The organism is Sinomicrobium kalidii, assembly GCF_021183825.1.
Classification (GTDB): domain Bacteria; phylum Bacteroidota; class Bacteroidia; order Flavobacteriales; family Flavobacteriaceae; genus Sinomicrobium; species Sinomicrobium kalidii.
Genome location: NZ_CP089211.1, coordinates 4,266,765 through 4,286,664, shown reverse-complemented (window position 1 = coordinate 4,286,664; position 19,900 = coordinate 4,266,765). Strand labels below are relative to the sequence as shown.

Annotated in this window: 16 protein-coding genes; 4 read left to right on the top strand and 12 right to left on the bottom strand. The window is 40.7% G+C overall.

Features of this window, described 5'->3' with window-relative positions:
- The first annotated feature begins 95 nt into the window (after window positions 1-95).
- From LS482_RS17480 to LS482_RS21710, 3 genes are all read left to right on the top strand, one after another.
- Window positions 96-971 carry an SDR family oxidoreductase gene (locus tag LS482_RS17480; protein ID WP_233028801.1) on the top strand — a complete coding sequence of 292 codons (876 nt, stop codon included), beginning with the start codon at window positions 96-98 and terminating at the stop codon, window positions 969-971.
- 50 nt (window positions 972-1,021) lie between these two features.
- A complete protein-coding gene (locus LS482_RS17475) occupies window positions 1,022-1,747 on the top strand; it encodes an SDR family oxidoreductase (protein WP_233028800.1) in 726 nt (241 codons plus the stop codon).
- A 181-nt stretch (window positions 1,748-1,928) separates the two neighbouring features.
- Window positions 1,929-2,057 carry a hypothetical protein gene (locus LS482_RS21710; protein WP_302849319.1) on the top strand — a complete coding sequence of 43 codons (129 nt, stop codon included), beginning with the start codon at window positions 1,929-1,931 and terminating at the stop codon, window positions 2,055-2,057.
- A gap of 302 nt (window positions 2,058-2,359) precedes the next feature.
- Here the strand turns inward: LS482_RS21710 and LS482_RS17470 are convergent, their stop codons facing one another.
- The 12 genes from LS482_RS17470 to LS482_RS17415 form a co-directional block, all read right to left on the bottom strand.
- The gene (locus LS482_RS17470; protein WP_233028799.1) at window positions 2,360-2,935 is read right to left on the bottom strand and encodes a Crp/Fnr family transcriptional regulator; all 576 of its coding nucleotides are present in this window, start codon (window positions 2,933-2,935) and stop codon (window positions 2,360-2,362) included.
- 56 nt (window positions 2,936-2,991) lie between these two features.
- Complete coding sequence (locus LS482_RS17465; RefSeq protein ID WP_233028798.1) at window positions 2,992-3,906, bottom strand: helix-turn-helix domain-containing protein; 915 nt, start codon at window positions 3,904-3,906, stop codon at window positions 2,992-2,994.
- A 354-nt stretch (window positions 3,907-4,260) separates the two neighbouring features.
- Complete coding sequence (locus LS482_RS17460; protein WP_233031851.1) at window positions 4,261-5,022, bottom strand: SDR family NAD(P)-dependent oxidoreductase; 762 nt, start codon at window positions 5,020-5,022, stop codon at window positions 4,261-4,263.
- A gap of 159 nt (window positions 5,023-5,181) precedes the next feature.
- Window positions 5,182-6,096, bottom strand: coding sequence for a helix-turn-helix domain-containing protein (locus LS482_RS17455; RefSeq protein WP_233028797.1), 915 nt, complete (start codon window positions 6,094-6,096; stop codon window positions 5,182-5,184).
- A 93-nt stretch (window positions 6,097-6,189) separates the two neighbouring features.
- The gene (locus LS482_RS17450; RefSeq protein ID WP_233028796.1) at window positions 6,190-6,936 is read right to left on the bottom strand and encodes an SDR family oxidoreductase; all 747 of its coding nucleotides are present in this window, start codon (window positions 6,934-6,936) and stop codon (window positions 6,190-6,192) included.
- Between the two features lie 23 nt (window positions 6,937-6,959).
- Entirely contained in the window at window positions 6,960-7,808 is an 849-nt protein-coding gene (locus LS482_RS17445; RefSeq protein WP_233028795.1) for an SDR family oxidoreductase, read from the bottom strand.
- Window positions 7,809-8,273: 465 nt separating this feature from the next.
- Complete coding sequence (locus LS482_RS17440; RefSeq protein ID WP_233028794.1) at window positions 8,274-10,463, bottom strand: xanthine dehydrogenase family protein molybdopterin-binding subunit; 2,190 nt, start codon at window positions 10,461-10,463, stop codon at window positions 8,274-8,276.
- Entirely contained in the window at window positions 10,456-10,923 is a 468-nt protein-coding gene (locus tag LS482_RS17435) for a (2Fe-2S)-binding protein (protein WP_233028793.1), read from the bottom strand. The genes LS482_RS17440 and LS482_RS17435 overlap by 8 nt, the downstream gene beginning before the upstream one ends.
- 289 nt (window positions 10,924-11,212) lie before the next feature.
- On the bottom strand, window positions 11,213-12,184 hold the full coding sequence (locus LS482_RS17430; protein ID WP_233028792.1) for a DUF6268 family outer membrane beta-barrel protein: 972 nt from the start codon (window positions 12,182-12,184) through the stop codon (window positions 11,213-11,215).
- Window positions 12,185-12,217: 33 nt separating this feature from the next.
- Window positions 12,218-15,280 carry an efflux RND transporter permease subunit gene (locus tag LS482_RS17425; protein ID WP_233028791.1) on the bottom strand — a complete coding sequence of 1,021 codons (3,063 nt, stop codon included), beginning with the start codon at window positions 15,278-15,280 and terminating at the stop codon, window positions 12,218-12,220.
- A gap of 12 nt (window positions 15,281-15,292) precedes the next feature.
- On the bottom strand, window positions 15,293-16,342 hold the full coding sequence (locus LS482_RS17420) for an efflux RND transporter periplasmic adaptor subunit (protein ID WP_233028790.1): 1,050 nt from the start codon (window positions 16,340-16,342) through the stop codon (window positions 15,293-15,295).
- A gap of 18 nt (window positions 16,343-16,360) precedes the next feature.
- Window positions 16,361-17,737 carry a TolC family protein gene (locus LS482_RS17415; protein WP_233028789.1) on the bottom strand — a complete coding sequence of 459 codons (1,377 nt, stop codon included), beginning with the start codon at window positions 17,735-17,737 and terminating at the stop codon, window positions 16,361-16,363.
- Window positions 17,738-18,274: 537 nt separating this feature from the next.
- On the opposite strand from LS482_RS17415, the gene LS482_RS17410 reads away from it, so the two are divergent.
- Window positions 18,275-19,894 carry a hypothetical protein gene (locus LS482_RS17410; protein WP_233028788.1) on the top strand — a complete coding sequence of 540 codons (1,620 nt, stop codon included), beginning with the start codon at window positions 18,275-18,277 and terminating at the stop codon, window positions 19,892-19,894.
- The last annotated feature ends 6 nt before the right edge of the window (window positions 19,895-19,900 follow it).

Genomic DNA, 19,900 nt, shown 5'->3' with positions numbered 1-19,900 from the left:
GTATTCAAAAAGTGAATTGGCTAAAACATAAATAGATTTGGATAAATCTACCGCTTAATGAATTTATAAATTTGTCATCATAAAAAACATAAAAAATGAAAGTATTTGTAACAGGCGCATCGGGTTTCATCGGTTCTGCAGTAGTCAGGGAATTATTGCATGAAGGACATCAAGTAACTGGTTTGGCACGTTCGGAAGCATCAGAAAAACTGGTCTACGAGGCAGGTGCAGAGGTTTTAAAAGGAGATCTTGAAGATTTAGAAATACTAAAGCAAGGAGCTTTACAGGCCGATGGTGTTATTCATACTGCTTTTTTTCACGACTTTACCCAATTCGATAAGGCAGCCGAAATAGACAAAGCAGCCATCAACGCAATGGGAGAAGCACTGATGAACACCAACAAACCAATAGTGGTAACTGCCGGTATTTTAGGCTTGCCCCTCATTAACGGAAGCATCTCAGAAGAAAGTCGTTCGCCGGGATTTCCCCGTGCTTCGGAAACTACGGCTTTGGCATTGGTGGAAAAAGGCATCAATGCCTCGGTCATTCGTTTGGCACCGTCCGTTCACGACAAAGGCGACCAAGGATTTGTTCCTTTTATCATCGGGCAGGCACGCAAAAATGGCATCTCCGCTTATCCTGAAAATGGCAACAACCGCTGGCCGGCAGTACATCGTTTGGATGCTGCAAGAGCGTTTCGTTTGGCTGTAGAAAAAGGAGGAAAAGGAGCATTGTATAATATTGTAGGTGAAAATGGTATTGAAGTAAAAGATATAGCAACATTAATCGGCAACGAACTGAACTTACCTGTAGTATCACTACCGGGTGAAGATGCAGCAAAACACTTTGAGTGGATGAGCCGCTTCATTGCATTTGATAATCCGGCTACAAATACAAAAACCCGAGAACAATTAGATTGGAAACCCGCGCACATCGGTTTGTTGGATGATATGCAACAGAACTATTTTTAAACTACAAGTTTTATTATAAAAAATAAAAACACATTGGAAATTAAATAAATATGATGAAAAACGTATTAATAACAGGTGCTAACAAAGGCATTGGCTTTGAAGTGGCCAAAAAGATGGCAGAACTCGGGTATTTTGTATTCCTCGGCTGTCGCAACCAAGAAAAAGGCACAAAGGCGGTTCAAGAACTGCAAAACCTGGGTTTAACAAACGTGGATTTATTACAAATGGACGTATGTGATTCTGCATCCGTTCGGCAGGCAAAAGCAGATTTGGCAAATAAAATTGAGGTGTTGGATATCTTAATTAACAATGCCGGTATTGCAGGTGAACTTTCCCAAAGGATTTCGGAGCATGATATTCAGGAAATCAAAAAAATATTCGATACCAATTTCTTCGGAGCCATACAGGCTACACAACAGTTCCTGCCTTTGATGCAACATGCCGAATTGCCCGTAATCGTCAATGTTTCCAGTGAATTAGGTTCGCTCGGCCTGCAAACCTCAGAAGGCAGAAAGCCCGTTTGGAGCGATTTTCATGCGTATGCAATATCTAAAACTGCATTAAATGCTTTTACCATTCAGTTGGCAGACGATTTAAAAGGAACAAAATTTAAGATCAATAGTGTGTCGCCGGGCTATACGGCTACCGGAATTAATAATTTTGCCGGTTTCAAAACTCCGGAAGAAGGTGCTGAACCCATTGTTGCAATGGCAACGATACATGAAAACGAACCTACCGGACAATTTTTTAAAGCAGAGGGAAAAGTGGAATGGTAAATTAAATTCTTTCCCATTCCAAAAAGGTAGGAATCGTTCTCAGGGCAAACGCGTCATAATTGAGTAATTCGAAGGTTTAAGGGTCAATGTTTAACCCTTCGACTTTAGTTTATCCTGAGCTTGTCGAAGGGCTACCCATGACGTGTTAGGGAAGTTCCCTACAAATCGCAGAGAAGCGTCTTTGCGAGGAACCGACCGAAGGGAGGTAAAGCCTGCCCTGAGCGCAGCCGAAGGGTGGCAATCTCCCGGAGGCTGGCAGCATACCCTCAATGGTATGCGCATACCTGCCAGGAGACTGCCGACGCTTTAGTTTATCCTGAGTCCCGCCGAAGGGCTGGCAGTGACGCTTTTAAACGTCATTGCCAATTTATGCGGTTGCCAAAACGTTAATTCTCAGGGTGACAGGTTCAAGGTTGCAGGTTGTGGGGTTTCCCTGTTGTTGTTTTGTATACTCAAACTCCAAAACTCCCGAGCTCAATACCCATTATCTTCAATCTCATTCCATCTTTTTCAATCACAACAAATCACTATAAATCACCAATCCCCCGTCTCCTGGTCGCCATATCTCCCTGTCGTTATATGATGCGTTTGCCCTGGAATCGTTCTCCTTATTTATTTTTTTGATATTTTTTTTCTTATGCGGCTCAAAGAAGATTGCGTAATTCCCAAATAAGACGCAATGTACGATAAAGGGATACGATTTACCAAAGTCGGGAAGTTTTCGATAAACTCAAGGTAGCGGGTAGTGGCGTCTTGTTCCACCAGCGGGCTTCTTCTTTCCAGTTTTTCTCCATGCTGTTTCGCCGTAATTTTTTGAATGATGGTGTCCCAACCGACGATGGTATCTGAAATCTCTTTCCAATCTTTTTTAGAAAATACAACAAGCCTGGAATCTGTAATAGCCTGCAAATATTCGGAAGGTGTATAGCTGGCATCTATATCGTAGCCGTATAGGATCAGCAGGTTCTCCGTAATGAAATATCGTGTTATTTCATCACTTTCATTATTGTAATAATAAACCCTTAGAACGCCTTCTGTTACAAAACCAACCTGCTTTATCGTTTTTCCTGCTTCCCAGAAATAGTCATCTTTTGGTAGTTCGATTTCAATGGCCTTGTTACGGACTAAATTTATTTGTTGCGGGTTCAGGCTACCAAATTGAAGTATGTATTCAATAAATTGTTCCATAGTTGCAAGATAGCTAATGTTGCTTCCCTAAAACTTATCATTTGGCAAAAAGTACATCAATTAAAACCTGCCCTGAACTGTAAAGGCGATTGTTCTGTTTTTGATTTAAACAGCTTACTGAACGATTGCACATGCTCAAAGCCCAATTCATAAGCAATTTCGCTAACAGATAGTGTTGTTGTAGAAAGCTTTTCTTTGGCCTTTTCAATGAGTTTTTGGTGTATGTGCTGTTGGGTGCTCAGCCCCGTTAAAGACCTCAATATACCGCTCAAGTAAGTGGGGGATACATTCAATTCATCCGCAATAAACTGAACAGAAGGGATGCCTTTGGTTTTTATATTCTGATCTTCAAAACGGGTACTCAACAGTTTTTCCAGTTGCTCCAATACCTGGTGATTGGTTTTCTTTCTCGTAATAAACTGGCGCCTGTAGAATCGCTCCGAATAACTCAGTAACAATTCTATTTGAGATACGATAATATTTTGACTGTAATCGTCAATATTCGCATCAATTTCGTCCTTTATGTTAAGAAATATAGTCTGCAAAACCTGCTCTTCCTTAGCCGATAAAAACAAGGCTTCATTGATGGCATAATCAAAAAAGTCATATTGCTTAATGGATTTTGCCAATGAAGTATGCCATATAAAATCAGGATGGAAAAACAATATCCAGCCGGAACGCTTTTTCTCTTCTTTTCCTACAACTATATTCAGCAACTGTTTCGGGGCGAGGAATGACATTAAACCTTCATCAAAATCATATTCCTGCTGCCCGTACCTGTATTTCCCGGTAACATTTCTTTTCATTGCGATCGAATAAAAATCCTGTATCCAATTCACATCATTGTTTTCGGGATAATGCTGTATCTGCCCATAATCCACCAGGCTTACAAGCGGATGTTTAGGTTTTTCGAGCGCTCTTATTTTATGGAGCTCGTTTATGGTTTTTATCCTTTTTATCCTGTTGGCCATAATTTTTTTATTTGTATATCTGCTTTTATGCCACAAGTAAAATTTATACGTCACTTCGAGTATTTTGCTAAGTGCAACGAAAGCAAAATGTATCGAGAAGCGTTCATTTCAAGCTAGTTCTCGATACATTTTTATTCCGCAAGCTTCATAAAAACACTCGAACTGACGATTTATCTCAAACGTGGTATGATAACGGATATACAATTTTTTTATTTTTCAATTCGTTAATCCCGGCACTATCCGGCAATTAGTTTCTCCATCTTTTGGGTTGTCCACGCAAATGAAGATCCTGCGACAACGGTGAGAAGGATAACCTACATCTATTGGCAAGTCTTTTTTCACAATCATTGATCTTTAAAGATTCATTCCTCCGGAAACCTCAATCCGCTGACCGTTTATCCAGGCTGCATCTTCCGTACATAAAAATGCGACCACACCACCGATATCTTCAGGAACACCGGGGCGGCCCAATGCTGTTGCCGAAGAAACATAATTGTTATATTTTTCATTATCCCTCACTTCTCCCCCGGCAAAATCGGTTGCCACAGCTCCCGGAGCCACTGTGTTCACTCTTATTTGTCTATCGCTCAATTCTTTGGCCTGATAACGGGTAAGGCTTTCAATGGCAGCCTTCGCTGAAGCATACACCGAATACCCGGGCGCGGTAAACCTGGCCAGACCACTCGAAATATTGATAATGCTACTTCCGTCATTAAGGAATTTCAACGCTTTTTGTGTGAGGAAAAAGACGCCTTTGAAATGAATATTCACCAATGAGTCAAATTCGTCTTCTGTGGTTTCTAAAAAAGGTTTATTGATACCTATCCCGGCATTGTTAATCAAGAAATCAAAATTAGGGCTTCCGGTTTTTTCCTTTAAATGTGCAGTAACTTTCTCTATAAACGCATCAAAAGTGTCAATTTTAGCCGTGTTCAATTGACAAGCAATAGCTTTTTGCCCTTTGGACTGAATTTCTTTTACGACTTCTTCAGCTTTTTCCTGATTGTTGTGATAAGTAAGAACCACATCAATACCCTTATCGGCAATCCTTAACGCCATGTCTTTACCTAAACCCCGGCTACCTCCTGTTACTAATGCGATTTTGTTTCGTTCCATATGTCTGCTAATATTTATTTGTAACAAAGATCGACCATATTCAAAAGACATTTTTAGCCAAACCTATGATTGTTGTAGTGAAATCTGAAATAGCGTTTTTTAATTGAGTAAAAATATTGACTCCATAACCACATAATGAAACGGATGGTAAAAAGACAATCAATTAAACCCCGCCCTGAACTGTAAAGGCGATTGCTCTGTTTTTGATTTAAACAACCTACTGAACGATTGCGAGTGTTCAAAACCCAGTTGAAATGCTATCTCGCTTACAGATAACCCGGTGGTGGACAGTTTTTCCTTGGCTTTTTCTATCAACTTATTATGGATGTGCTGCTGGGTGCTTTGACCTGTTAATACTTTAAGCAAACTGCTCAAATAATTGGGGGATACATTCAGGGACTCCGCTATAAACTGTACTGTCGGCAAACCACGGTCAATCAAACTCTCGCTATTAAAATAATCCTTTAAAAGCGTTTCCAGTTGTTCCAATATCTGGTGATTTAATATTTTTCGGGTAATAAACTGACGTTCATAGAAGCGTTCGGCATAATTGAGCAATACTTCAATTTGTGAAATGATGATGTTTTGGCTGAACTTATCGATATTGGTGTGATACTCCCGTTCAATGTTTTTCATCACATTGATGATTACTGCTTCTTCTTTTTCAGATAAAAACAACACTTCATTTACCGCATAGCCAAAAAAATCGTATTGTTTTATGGCTTTGGCCAACGATGTATTCCAAATAAAATCGGGGTGGATTAACAACAGCCAACCGGATGGGTCTGTCTCTGCATAAGGATCGATCTCCAGTTGAATAACTTGTTGCGGAGCCACCATTGCCAAAATCCCCTCTCCAAAATCGTAAGGTTGTTGTCCGTAATTGAATTTCTTACTGACATTTCTCTTAAGCCCTATCGAATAATAATTCTGCACCCATTTGATATGGGTATATTCCGGGGGATACTTCACTAAACTATAGTCCACCAAACTGATCAACGGATGTTCCGGCTTTGGTAAATTGCTAAACTCGTGAAACTCCTGTAGGGTGTCAAACTGTAGGCTGATCTTCATAATCGTGCTGGATTTTTGTTCGGTTACATCATTCTAATATACCAAAACTTCAGGATAAACATCGTTGGGACCCTGAAGTTTTGGTATCTTATTTTACCATTCCTGATCGGTAGGTAAGACAAACAATTCCGAAACATCTACGTGCTCCGGCGCTTCTAAAGCGTAAATCATACTGTTGGCAATATCTTCCGGCGATAAAAACCTGATTTGCTCACGTAAACCTTCCATGCCTTCTTTATACGTTTTATCGGAAATCTGTTCGAACAATTCGGTAGCTACGGCCCCCGGCTGTATACTGGTTACACGAATATTGTGCTTCTTGCCGATCTCCATACGCATAATGTCTGAGAATGCGGACACAAAATATTTCGTTCCGCAATAAACGGCCAGTCCTTTAAACAACTTACGGCCTGCAATGGAAGACAGGTTGATGACGTGACCGGACTTTTGCCCGATCAATTCCGGCAAAACTGCTGCCGTTACGTTCAGGACTCCTTTGATGTTGACATCTACCATCGTTTCCCACTCGCCGGTTTTGAATGTATCGATGTCTGATGCGGGCATCAGGCCTGCGTTGTTCACTAAAATGTCGATGGAGCCGAATTGTTCTTTCAGTAAAGCGGCTCCTGTTGCTACACTTTCTTTGTTGGTCACGTCCATTTCAATCACTGTGCCATCGCCACCGGTTTCCTTAATTTCATTTAAGATCGTTTGTAATTTGCCGGTTCTTCTGGCGGCCAGTCCTACTTTGGTCCCTTTTTGTGCAAGTGTTTTGGCTACTTCTTCTCCTATTCCGCTTGATGCTCCCGTGACAAGAGCTACTTTTCCTTTTAATTCCATAATGATCTGAACTTGATTTTTTATTACTTACTGTTTGCAAATGTTGTTGATTTACTCAACACTTCGTTTGCTCTTAATTCATTCTGCAAAACTTCGATCTTATCATGTGCCCTTCCGAAAGCATCTTCACCCATAATAAAATGAAGTGGCGGGTTTTCGCTTTCGCCCAATTGAATAAAAACACGAGCTGCTTTTTCGGGATCACCCGGCTGATTGCCTTTAATATCATTGACATGCGCCGCTTCCAGGTTTCTCGCTTCCGTATAAGCGACAACCGGGTTTTGTGGAAGATTTAGCGAGCCTTTATCCAAAAAGTTGGTTCGGAAATAACCGGGGTACACCACTGTTGCCGAAACGCCGAATTCTTTTATTTCTGCCGACAACGCTTCCGTAAATCCTGCTACCGCAAATTTTGTAGCACAATAGATCCCCCAGCCCGGGAATGTACCGGTTAGTCCTGCAATAGAAGACACATTAATTATATGCCCTGACTTTTTACTGCGTAAATGGGGCATTACACGTCTAATAACATTCAACGAACCAAATACATTGGCGTCAAAATTTTGCCGGGATTCTCTATCGGTCAATTCTTCTAAAGTACCTAACTGGCCATACCCCGCATTGTTTACAACCACATCAATACCACCAAAGGATTCTATAGCCTGATCAATGGCATTGCTTACGCTTTCTTCGTCTGTGATATCGACTTCTAAAGGAAGGAAATCTGTCGAGGGCTCTACTTCTTTTTCCAGGCGTTCCAGCGATCTGGAAGTGCCCGCTACTTTATAACCGTCATTCAATAATTGTTTTACCAGGGCAAGGCCTAATCCTTTGGATGCTCCTGTTACAAACCAAACTTTTTTAGTGTCCATTTTTTCTGATTTTAAGATGAATAAAAATTTACACTGCAAAGTTCAGCGGATGGCTGTTTCTATTTGTAACAGAATCTATTGTACTTGTAACCGAATCATTAATGGTCAGGCAATTCTCTGGTTAAGAACTCATCTTGACTTTTTCCATCCCGATAATTATCGGGAGGCTACAAAATGATCTTTTTGCTCCGGATTTCACCTTTTTCTGCACTACTCCATTTTTAATGTAGTATATGACAAAAAATATCATTTATGACGTAAGACGGCAGGAGATAAGACATAGGACTTTAAAATACCTAAACAAGTGATTTTAAAATTTAACTACGCTTTAGTCTTATGTCATAGGTCTTGAAGTCTTAAGATTGACCGGGTTAACTTTAATCGTGTAATATTTTCTTTCCGTTGAAATCAAAAAACAAAGCCGCATACATGGAGGGAAAATCAAAGCAATTCTCAGTCAGACATTTACCCGGCCAATAGTTGCAACACTTTATCAGGGGTGAAAGGCAAATGCCTGATCCTTTTTCCCGTTAAGTTTGCGAAAGCATTTGCTATGGCACCGCCAATTATCGGGATACCCGACTCCCCTATCCCCGTAGGTGGTTCGGTTGAGGGGATAATACGCACTTCAATACTTTCAGGGACCTCAGCCATTCGAAGTACGGGATAATCGTGATAATTGGATTGTTGTACCTTGCCATTTTTAAAAGTAATACTTTCTTTCAGCACACTACTCATCCCCATTATCAGCCCACCTTCAATTTGTGCAATGGCATTATCGGGCTGCACTACCACACCTGCATCCAGGGATGCCCATAACTTATGAACTGTTATGACCCCACTTTCCCTATCCACTGAAAGTTCGCACACACATGCTGCCAGTGATCCGCTACGCTCGGCAAAGGCTATTCCCTTCCCCCTTCCTTGCGGGGCCGGTGCTTTCCAACGGGCCATTTCCGCAACTTTTTGCAATACTTTTTGCGCTCTCGGATGGTCCTTCATCAATTGCATCCTAAAGTCAAAAGGATCGGTATTTTGATCAGCCGCCAGTTCGTCGATAAATGCTTCAATGGCAAATTTATTAGGGCCATGTCCTACACTTCTCCAGTGTTTGGTACGAACACCGTGATCGATATTATGCACATTGATGTGTTGATTCGGAAAGGTATAATAACCGGGGACCGCCCCTGATGCCAGGAGACCTCCTCCTGTACCTACTATAGTATGGCGCCAGCCCGTAATGTTCCCTGACGAATCAACGCTCGCTTGCATCCGCTGTAATGATATGGGGCGATACATACCATATTGGATGTCATCCTCCCTGGTCCATATCAATTTTACGGGCCGTCGGGTTTCCTGGGCCAATCGAACCGTTTCTTCTATCCAATCCGTATGCGCCTTTCTACCAAAGCCCCCGCCTAAATATTGCCTATGGATGGTCACCCGGGAATTATCAATCCCCAACATATCGGCCACCGTGGATTGAGCGCGTGAAGGACCTTGGGTCCCCACCCAAACATCTGCACTGGAATTGTCCTCAGAAATAGAAACAACAGCATTCATGGGTTCCATTTGGGCATGGCATATATAATCGTTCTTATAATCACTCGTATACCGCCTGCTACCGTTACGAAAGGCTCCCTCAAAACCGCCTTTATTTAAAATGACATTTCCATCATCATCACTATTGGATGCCATTTCCTCATACTGCGCATAGGCTTCTTCACTGGAATGGCTTTCAGCTTTTGCTCCCGTACTCCATGTTATTTGCAATTGGTCTTTCGCTTCCAAAGCTTGTTCTATGGACGAAGCCACAATCCCTATCCCATGTTCTAATTTAACAATGTTCAAGACACCTTCCATATCAAGAATGGCCTGCTCGTTCATTAACTCGGGCGCAGAACCGTGCACCGGTGATCGCGAAATAACACCGTAGACCATATCGGGTACCTGGACATCAATGCCAAACATGGCACTACCGTCAACCTTGGACGGAATATCAAAACGCTCGGCCACTTTTCCGATCAATCTAAAATCGGCCGGTTTTTTCAGCCGATCAGCCGGTACTTCCGGCATTTCCTCCAAAGGTTTTAAAAAAGCTGCGACATCACCATATGAAATACGCTTGTTGGTTTTTTGATGTATCACTACATTAGGTTCAGTTATCAACTCATTGACAGGTACCTTCCAGTGTTCCGCCACATTAGAAAGTATCACCTGCCTCGCTTGTGCACCTCCTTGCCTCAGGCTGTCATAATACCCACTCACAGTTCTACTGCCCACGGTCATCATACTATTTCCCCTTCTTCCCGGTGAGCCATAAAGATTTGCATTCACAGGTGAATCCTCAATACGAACCTTAGACCAGTCTGCATCCAATTCTTCCGCTATGATCACGGCAAGTGCTGTCATGCTTCCCTGCCCCATTTCATTGGACGGGTTAAAAAATGTCAGCATATCGTTTTCATGGATCTCCACCCAGATATTAATTCCTTTTCCCTTAGGAAGTTCTTTTTGATTCCTTCCGTCTACACAAGAAGTAGTAATTGAGGACAGACCAAATGGCAATGAAAAGTAAAAAATAACACCTCCCGCACTTTTTAAAAATTGGCGTCGAGAATTTACCGATTCGGCTAATGGGTTCTGATCATTCATAATTATCTTTTTTGGCCACAGCTTCTATGGCCTTTAATATTCTTAAATAAGCACCACATCGGCACAGGTTTCCATTCATATGATCAATTATTTCTTTCCTGTTCGGGTTTTTATTTTTTTTAAGTAGAACAGCAGCCTGCATGATCTGCCCGGATTGGCAGTAACCACATTGGGGCACTTGTTCATCAATCCATGCCTCCTGCAACGGATGGGTACCGTCATCGGACAATCCTTCAATGGTGGTAATATCCGTTCCCTCAATTAAGGAAAGCGGTGTAACACATGCGCGAACAGGGTTCCCATCCAGATGAACAGTACATGCGCCACAAATAGATCTTCCGCAACCATATTTTGTTCCGGTCAACCCCAAATGCTCCCTTATGATCCATAAAACAGGGGTATCGGGTTTAGCATTTACGGTCACCTTTTCTCCGTTGATTTTGAATGATATTTTGGTCATACTCTTAAATTCATTTTCTTTTTGTCTGGGCTATGTCCTCCCTACTCGAATGATTGCCTGCATCCGTTTTCGGTTCAATGATCTTTAACTCATTTTTTTTATTTAATAGAATAACTTACTGTAAATATAATTGTTGCATAGTTAATATATTTATCCAAACCTAAGTTTATTTTAGCCAAATCAACTTTTTTAGTTAAATATTATCGTTTTTTTGTGTTTCTTCTTCATTTGGTTGGCAAAATTCAATTCCCTCGTGATTAACGGATTGAATAGGACATATACCGCCCCCCTAAAACGGATTAAACGAAATACCGACATTAAAATAACCATTGATGTTTTGTGTAGTCGTAATAATTTCATCAACCTTGTTTATTTCCCGTAATTGCCCACTGAAAATGGTTGAAACTCCGCCCTGGAATGTGGCGAAAATTTTGTTACTCAATTTATATTCATATATGAACCCGGTTTTTATTTCATTCCGTTTGTATGTATAATCATCGTGGAAACGCGGTTGGTTCGGATAGGCAAATACCACTTCTCCATCAAAATTCAAACCGAGTGACAATCGATCACGACCAAATAAAGTTCTTCGGAAATAGGCATGTTTGGGCAATACTACATCCAGGGTCCAGGGAGAACTTTGAAATTTATGCTCATAAGAAAAAACAGGTAACACCGGAAATATGGATGTCCTTTTGGTCTGTGCCAGTAAGCCGGCAGTTATTGTTGTCTGTTCTGTGCGTTTGAGCACTAGGCTTCCTATGAGTACGGCATTTATCCGTTCATATCCTTTATCGGAACCATCAGCGGTAATGGAACCGTTATAGATAAATGTTTTTCCAAATAACTTAGAGAAATAAGTAAAATTTAAGGCGGTACTGAAATAATGAAAGTCCTCCTGCCCGTCGTGAAACAAGCTGTTTTCCGGATCTAACTTGTTTTCCACATCCGAAAATTCGAAAGAATCAAATTTATAGCGCAGAGAACCGCTAATGACGTATTTTTTCTTTTTTATGATGGGAACATTTAAAGCTACCTTAATACGTTTTTGATTTTGTATGGTGCCTTCTTCCAAATCTGTATTCTCTAATTCCGAAGTATAATCAGTAGGGGTAAATTGCTCATACTGCACATCTAAAAACCGAGTACTTGGGAATTTATCTGTAATTTCTTTGGCCACTTTTTTTTTAACCGAATCATTAGATTCCTGGGCATAAACAGACGCCGATGAGAGTAATACTATAAAAAAGATCTTTTTCATATTTCTTTGAATTATGGTTATCGGATTTAAATCTTAATTTTTATCGGATGTTTTATGTAAAGTGACAGCAGGGGCAATTAGCTTATAAACCACCGGAGTGACTAACCTTGTCAGTATGGTGGAACTAATAAGCCCGCCTATAATAACCCAGGCTAACGGGGAATAAAAAGGGGAGTTTTCCAGTACCAGGGGCGAAAGCCCCAATATGGCGGTACACGAGGTTAAAATAATAGGGAGAAAACGGGTTTCTCCTGCAAGTTCGATAGCCTCGTCAATGCCCATTCCCTGTTCTCTGAGCTGGTTGGTAAAATCGACCAACAGAATGGAGTTTTTAACTTCTATTCCGGCTAAGGCTATTATGCCTATGGTAGCCATAAACGAAAGGGTGTTCCCGGTAATAAATAATATGCCTACAGCGCCTACTATTCCCAATGGAATAACAGATAATACGATAAGCGTACTTTTAAAAGTTCCGAATTCCAGTATTAAAATGGCGATAAAACCAAAAACGGTGATCAGGATGATGGTCCCAATGCCTGCAAAGCTTTCCTGGCTGCTTTCCAATTCTCCGGCGGCCATAAAACGATACCCTTCCGGGAGATCTATCTGTTGGATTTTTTCAAGTATTTCGTGGGTTACTTCCTGAATATTATAACCGTTCTTTACATTGCTGGTTACTAATGCATACCTGTTTTTATCATAACGTTTAATCAGGGGAACAGAAGTTTTGTATTCCAGATCTGCCAGGTGATTTAAAGGGACACTCTCATTAGAAGGCGTTTTTATATATAGTTCCTTAAGAATATCCGGATCGGGAGTTCTGTTAGCATCCATAATGGAAAGGTTGATTTTGTAATTGTCTCCTTTTTCATCTTTATAATCCGCGACATCAAGGCCGCTTATGGCCATCCGGACCATCCTGTCTATCGTGTTTACGGGTATTCCCAGTAAAGCGGCTTTGTCCTTATTGATAGCTATCTTTAAATCTGTCTGGTACGTCTGCAGTAAGTTGTTCGGATAAATTATGCCTTCCGTTTGCTTAATGACATTTTCAACTTTTTCCGAATACACCCGCAGGGAATCCAGATTGTCCCCGAATATCCTTATGGCTATGGGAGCTTCTACGCCGGGGCCTTGTTCAAATTGTTTGACTTCAATTCTGGCCCCGGGATAATTGTTAAATTTCCCCCTGAACTTTTCAATGGTGGCTTCCAGCTCTTCAAAATCCATTACCGCTGTACGGATAAATAACTGGGCAAAATTTTCAGCGGTTTCGTGGGTGTCCACGTTATAATAGATCCTCGGGTTTCCTTTCCCGATATTCGTATGGACGGCTTTTATCCTTTTGTCTTTTAAAACTTCACTTTCGATATTTCCGGTGATCTCTTCTGTTTTATAGAGGTTGGTTCCTAAAGGGGTTTCTATATTGATCAGGAACATGGGCTTTTCAGACTTGGGAAAAAGGCTGAACCCAACCACATTCACCAGGGCAATACTTCCGGCAAATAGAGCTACAGCAATTAAAATAGTAGCGTATGGGCGTGATAATGCAAGGTGTAAGATGGGGCTATAAACTTTATTGATGCCCTTTTGCAGCTTTCTTAAAATAAGATTTCCCCCTTCATGTTCATGTTTTTTCAATAATAAACTGGCTAAAAACGGAACTATAGTCAGCGATACGAAGAGGGAAGCCAATACCGTAGTAATGACGGCCATGGGCATACTTCTTATAAATTCTCCCGAGGTATCCGGTAAAAACACCAAAGGCATAAAAGACACGATAAGAATAGCGGTACACCCTAAGATTGCCACCCCGATTTGATGGGTGGCTTCAATAGCGGCCTTATACGGGGAATACCCGTTTCTTAAATAACGTTCAATATTTTCAATGACCACGATACTATCGTCAACCAGTATGCCCAGCGCTACGATCAAGCCTACAATAGTCAACTGGTTAATGGTATATCCTAAAAAATCCAAAAGAAAAAGGCCGATGGCTATGGAAAGGGGAATGGAGATCATCACCACCAACGATGCCCGCCAGCCAAGCGGTGTTAAGGTGAAAATGACCAAAATAATAGCGATGGCAAAGTCCCTGAAGAAATGGTCTAGCCGGTGTTTTACATCATTTGCCTGAATAAAATTATTTTCTAATGTGATATGGCCGGGCAGGGTTTTCGAAAAATCAGCTATAATAGGAGCAATTTTATCATAATCCTTTATAATATTGGTCCTGCGCTTTTCGCTTACGGCTATGTATATACATCGCTTACCATTGTAACGGCCTAAGTAGTTCTCCTTTTCATACCCGGACCGAACGGTAGCTATATCTTTAAGAAACAAAATATTGCTCCCCGAAGCGCTTATAATCGTATTCCTGATTTCGTTCAGGTCCTGGTAATCTCCGCTGGTCTGTACATTATATTTTTTATCGCCGGAATGCAGGCTTCCTGCCGGAAGGTTTGCAGCTTCCCCGCTAATAGCTTCCGTGATCTGGTCTACAGAAATAGTATTTTCTGCCAGCTTTACGGGGTTAATATTTACTTGAATCTGTTGCGAAGGATAAGCCAGTAACTCAACCCGTTTAACGGCCCCGACTTTTTCTATTTGCGTTTTCAATGCATCGCCCCGGTCATACAATTCTTTATAGGAAGCCGTTTCACTGACCAGGGCAATTTGATACGTATTTACATTTGATGGGTCTGATCTGTTAATTTTAAGTTCCTGTAAGTCGTCAGGCAACTGATCTCTTGAGCTGTTTACCTCCCGTATGACTTCGTTGTACTTTTCATCAACATTTACTCCGTATTCAAATTTCACTGAAGTCTTTGACACCCCGTCATTGATATCGGATGTTATTTTTTGAACATCGTCCAAACCATTTATTTTTTCTTCCAAAGGTTTTACAATGAGTTTTTCCATATCCTGCGGGCTCGTACCGGGATAAATGGCAGTAATGGAAAAGGACGGAGAATTGATCACCGGGTCTTCACCCCTGGGCATATTTAAGAAAGAATTCAATCCTAAGCAGCCCGCAAGCAAACAGATAATAATGGTGAACTGATAGTTTTTAACTGAAAAATCAACTATTTTCATTGAACTCAGGAATTATGGATTACTGTTTTTTATAATTATCCGGGCATCGGGACTGAGGTAGGAAGCCCCGTCTGTCACCACTTCTCCGGCATCTTCAAGGCCGGCGGATATAGCAACCTGGTGTTTATCGATAAAGGCAATTTTTACTTTTCGTTTTTCAACTGTTTTTTTATCTCCTTTAGGGATATAAACACTACCGTCATAGCCGTTAGCTTCCGTAAGGGAAATACTGGGGATAAACTGTAGTTTTGTGGTTTGAGAAGGGAATATTTTAACGGAAGCGACCAAACCACTGACAAGTTTATGATGACCGGGGTCAATTTTTAACTTGATCTTGAAAGTTCCGGTAGAAGGATCTGCCGCACTGCCCACTTCCGAAACAAATGCTTTAAATGCTACCTGTTTATAAGCATCTATGGTAACTGTAGCGGTGTCACCAACCTTAACTTTTGTCCAGTCTTTATCTGAAATGCCGAGCTCTATAACCCAATCGCTTTTATCTGTTGAACTTATCCGGTAAACTGAAGTTCCCGCCGAAACAAATTCGCCTTCATTCACAAACCTGTTCATCACAGTACCCGAAGTATTGGCATAAACGGAGGTGTATTTCCGGTTGAATTTTGCAATGTTATAGTGTTGCAGGTTACTGTTCAGGTTGGCCTTTTTCTGATCGAATTCTTCCCGGGTCGCCGCGCCTTCTTCATAAAGGTTTTTTATTCTTTCAAAATCATGTGCTGCCATTTCGTAATCACTTTTTGCAGTCGCCAATCGGGCATTAATTTCTGTCGGGTTAATAGTAGCCAGCAATTGTCCCTTTTTTATGGCTTCCCCTTCCTTTGCATATAACCCATCTATATATCCCGCCGTCTTAAAAGAGAGGTTCGTTTCTACTTCAGAGGAAATAACACCGCTTGATAAAATGGGGGATGCATAGTTTTTTGTAACTACTTTAGTAGTTTTTATAGGAATAACTTCGGTTTCAGAAGTAGGTTTTTTCTGATCTTGACACGATAAAACCACGCTTAACAGACTTGAGCAGAATATGATTTTAAATATTTTCATGGAGAATGTTTTTTATAATTAAAATGGATAGGATGCGGTTATTTGTTCAAGAGCCGCTTGTTTGAACAACACATCAGTTTTTGCTTGTTCATGCCCTAATTGCTGATCAATCAATTGCTGAAAAGCATCGTTCAGTTCAATTAAAAGCACAATCCCCTGGTCATAGCGAGCCTTTACTTCCCTGTAATATTTTTTGAGATCTTCTACATTTTGCCGGGTGTTTTCCAGTTTGGTTGCTGCGCTTTCCAGATCACGCAGTACATTTTTTATATCTAGCTGGTATTGTTTTTCGGCCTGGGAAAGTTCATTTTGTAGCTGCTCAACTTTTACCTGGCTTATACGCACATTATTTTTATTGCGAAATCCTGTAAACAGATCCCATTTTAAAGAAACCATTCCCTGTAAATACTGGTCTTCGGGTTCAAATTTGAAATAGCTGTTTTGATACCCCAGATCAAGAGAAGTATGGATCGTTGGAAGGAATGCCGATTTGTTGATTTTTATATCGTATTCGGCTTGCGCAATCTGACTTTGTAAAGATTGCAGTTCCGGCCTGTTGGAAATGCTGTATTCCCGGAATAATGTATTGTCAGAAGTATATGAAAATCCGCTGGTATCCATGCGGATGGTCCTGGTCAAGGGCCGGTTGGTAAGGAAATTCAAATAGGCACAGGCATTCTCAAAATCGTTTTGTGCTTTTTCGAGCGCCGTACTGTTATCATTTATCTGGGTGTGTATTTGCAGCGCTTTACCTTTAAGGACCGTACCGTTCTTTACCTTTGATAACGTGTTTTTGTAGTTATCCCGAAGGAGTGTATCTGCCTGTTGAAGTGTTTTTATTTGATGATCCGCTTTTATGATATTGTAATAAGCCTCCTTAATATCCCTCACTAATTTTCTTTTATAGACAAGTACTTCTGCCTCTTGCCGGGAGATACTTTCCTTCCTTAATTTCTTCTGTATAAATATTTCCTTATCTATAAGCGGAACGGTCAGGGAAAGCCTGTGATTATAAAAATCATTAGCGTTTAAATTAAAAGACGCATTGGGTATATTCTGAAAGTCATTGGATTGCGTTAGTTCATTTAACGAATTATAAACGGGGTTAAGCATATCGCCTATAGGAAATGTAAATGCCCTCCCCCCGGAACTATAGGTGTAGTCGCTTTTAAAGGCAAGTGTGGGATAGAACATCCCTTTAGCTACTTCTAAACGGTAATGTGCTTCTTTCAGGTTTAATTCTTTATTCTGTAAAGCAATATTATTGTTCAGACCTTCTTCAATATAAGCCTGAATAGTTTTGTTTTGTGCAAAAGAAGAAATGTATACCAAGAGGAGTAACAAAAACATCCCTCCTTTTTCAGGCTTTGTAAAAAGTTTATGGTAATATGTCATTGAAAGTATCCTTTTTTAAAGGACCGAAAACCGGTCTCCATTATCCGGATACAAATCAATGCTTTGCAGTACAATTAAGAGTTCCGATTTGTCGAAACTCTATAAATCAGGACATCTTTGTGCGTAAGGGGATGTTAAACAGGGCCGTTCCTTTTGACTTAAGACTTCAAGATGTAGGACGGAGGACTAAATAGCTGCCAAACTGTCCATTAATGCTGAAATCATCAACTGGTTTTAGCTACCTTATTTATAGATTGTTTCGTTTGAAACATTGTATTTTGGTAGCATTTACAGCTATATTTAAAGTCATATATCGTATGTCTTGCGGTCTTAAGTCTTAGCTGATAAATTTTGTCATGTACTAAAAATGGCATAGGAATGAATAAAGTAATTATTTGATCACTCACCTTCATTCACAGGAAGTTTGTTAGCTTTATCAAAGGATTTTCCACAGTAAAAATCAGGGGCATCCTGAATTCCGGATGTTTTAATTATTTTAGCATAAATCAAATACCTTATCAGATATAAGGTCCGATCGTGTTTTATCTAACGCCTTTTATATTATTATCACAACCTCACCTGCTTATGAAAATCCTTCGTCACACTTCTATATGCTTAATGTTCACTTTTTTGGTAAGTCCTGTCGGTCTATGCCAGGAAGTTTCCCCCGATAAAATAAATTTTGTAAGACAAGGTGTACAAAGAATGGTGTTCAATGAAGATCAGTCCCTTAAACTAGCAACACTTGAACCTGAAAATATGGTGGGTATTTCTGTTATGCACCCTACAAAGCATTATTTGAACACGCGTTCTAATGTGAGCCTTAATAATAACAAACTGGTTATTAAATCCGGGAAAAAGACTGAAACAGGTATATGGTTCGGAGGGTTCAATCCTTTTGCTACTTATGAGATAGATTTATCTTCTGTCCGGGGAGAGGGAAGTTTGGGTTTTAAATTTTCTGATGCTGCTGATAAAGAGCAGTTTTTTATCAAAATCGGGTTCCGCGATTCTACACTTACCGGAGTAAACCTCAGGATAGTTAATAAGAAGGGGGTGATCGCAGACAAATCGATTGCCGTAAATGTTGAGAAAACAGCGAAAGTGAAAGGCAGGATCATTCTCCAGATGTTGGGTAGTGGATGCACTTTATTTTTGCAGGATAAAGGACTACCCAAAGTGATTGGGCAGGCAGATTTTAATTCGTATATCGATTTACGTAAAAAATATTATTTACAAAACTTTCAATCTCAGCTTTTCGTACAATTAAATAATGGAGAAGTTCAAATAAAGAAGGTTGGAATGCTATTTAGCACGGGAATAGGTTTAGCCGACATCAGGGCGATCACTTATGAGAATGGAGATCCCTTATTAGAACAGGGGAGACTTTGGTATACCATGTCTATTCGCGGACGGGGATTGCCTCATCATATACAGGGAGTGTTCAGTATGAACCCTTCGGTGTTTGATGTTAAACTGGAAGGCGTCATCTTGTTTGACCGTAATGATGGCTTATTGCGAAATGAAATAGCTTCACATATTTTTTACGATAGGGATAACAATATTTGGCGGGGAATAACAACGGGTTTTAGTGCCTATGCCAATCCCGGGAAGGAAAAAAAACAGTTATTGGCTATTGAAAGTAAAAGAGACCCCAGGTTTGGTTTCTCTATTATGAAAGCTGTTCCTTTCGGAATGGTAGGAGATATTGAAGACCCTCATATAATATTCGATCCGGAAGCCAATAAATGGCGGATGCTCGCCTGCGAAAACCAGGAGGGTTACAAGGCGATTATGTTAGAATCCAATGAGTGGAATAAGAATTATAAACCCATCGCCGGGCCCGTTAAATACAATTCCACCGGGACCTCAATCCAGAGCATCGGAAATACGCGATATTGTTTCTCCGGTAGTTCCGAACGGAAGATCTATATATATACCTATCCTGATCTTGAGCCCGCAGGGAATTTGAAAATTGACCTCCCTCCCTGGGATCAAACCTCAGGAACCAGGGTATGGCCGAATATAGTGCAATTACCTGAAGGATATCCGTTTCCATATGTGGCATTAATGATGGACAGATTAAATTATCCGGGACAAAAAGGTCCACACTGGTCTTATGGTGCCCTATATCTTTACCACGGGTATCATAATTAGCGGAGG